Here is a 1258-nt window from a genome sequence, read left to right on the forward strand (position 1 = left end):
CAGCAAAATCTTCGCTGAACCAGCCACCGAAATCTAATTGTCTTAGTTCTTTCAACGTATGCGCATCAACTCGTCCTTTGCCATTGCTGCATCGATTTAACGTATGATCGTGGCAAACCACAAGTACGTTATCTTTTGTTGGCTGAACATCCACTTCTACCCATTTTAGGCCGAGATCAATTGCAGCTTGAACGCTGACTTTTGTATTTTCTGGGAACGAGCCGGCAACGCCGCGGTGACCAATTAACAGAGTTTCCATTTTGTTTGCCTTCTTGAATGAGATGTCCAGATTGTACTCGCTTTTGGCCGTTGATATAGAGGTGAAAGGCTTCTTCAGGGCGGTAACGTCACGATTCAACGGTGTAATTTTCACCAGACAAGCATGGTGTGGAAATGAAAGACTAGATTGGTAAGAGATTCTGAGCTACAAAATGACGTTGGACTTTTATGCTCTTGCCGCTCATTTTTAAAGAGCGACGTATCTTTCAAGAGCCGTATTTTTTCAGGGAGAGTAAGATGAAAATTGGTGTGATTGGCGCTGGCGCCGTTGGAGTTGGTGTTTGCAATTATTTGCTCACGCTAGGCAGCGTCAGTGAACTTGTTCTGTTAGACCAAAACTTAGAAAGAGCTGAAGGGGAAGTCTTCGATTTTCGTCACACAGCGGCGTTAACCTTTTCCAAAAATACCCGCATTATTCCCTCAGATGATTACCTCGATTTGTTAGGTGCCGATATTGTTGTGATAACGGCAGGTGCGCAAATTCAACAAGGACAAACACGTTTAGATATCGCGGAAATCAACGCGAAGATTGGCGTCGAGATCGCTAGAAAAATAGAGCGTGTTGCGCCAAAGGCGGTTTTGATTGTCGTGTCTAACCCTTGTGACATTGTTGCTCATTTTATTACTACCAATACGGGCTTTGAGCCAAACAAAGTGATAAGCAGCGGGTGTGTTATCGATACAGCTCGCTTGATGAGCATTGTTGCTAACCGTGTGGATCTTGACCCTAAAAACATATTTGGTTATGTGCTGGGAGAGCACGGAAGCCACTGTTTCACACCAAAGAGTTTGATCTCTATTGCTGGCCAGCCTGCGGATTATTATTGCGATACGCACAATATCGAGAGAATCGATGCTGATGAGTTGCTCGAAGCGGTTAAGCAAGCGGGTTACGAGATATTTCGTCGCAAACATAATACGGTGCATGGTATTGCAGCCAGCGTATTTCGAATCATTCAAGCCATCAAAATCAATGAGC

Annotated in this window: 2 protein-coding genes; one reads left to right on the plus strand and one right to left on the minus strand. The window is 44.4% G+C overall.

What is annotated here, in order from left to right; translation table 11 throughout:
• A partial coding sequence (locus tag R7E00_RS23910; protein WP_318124738.1) for a glycerophosphodiester phosphodiesterase family protein occupies positions 1–259 on the minus strand: 259 nt, incomplete at its 3' end.
• Between the two features lie 257 nt (positions 260–516).
• Here R7E00_RS23910 and R7E00_RS23915 point away from each other — a divergent pair.
• Positions 517–1258: lactate/malate family dehydrogenase (locus R7E00_RS23915; protein ID WP_318124740.1), on the plus strand; the 742-nt coding region annotated here is incomplete at its 3' end.

This window comes from Vibrio sp. Vb1755 (assembly GCF_033338635.1).
In the GTDB taxonomy this organism is placed as follows: Bacteria; Pseudomonadota; Gammaproteobacteria; order Enterobacterales; family Vibrionaceae; genus Vibrio; species Vibrio alginolyticus.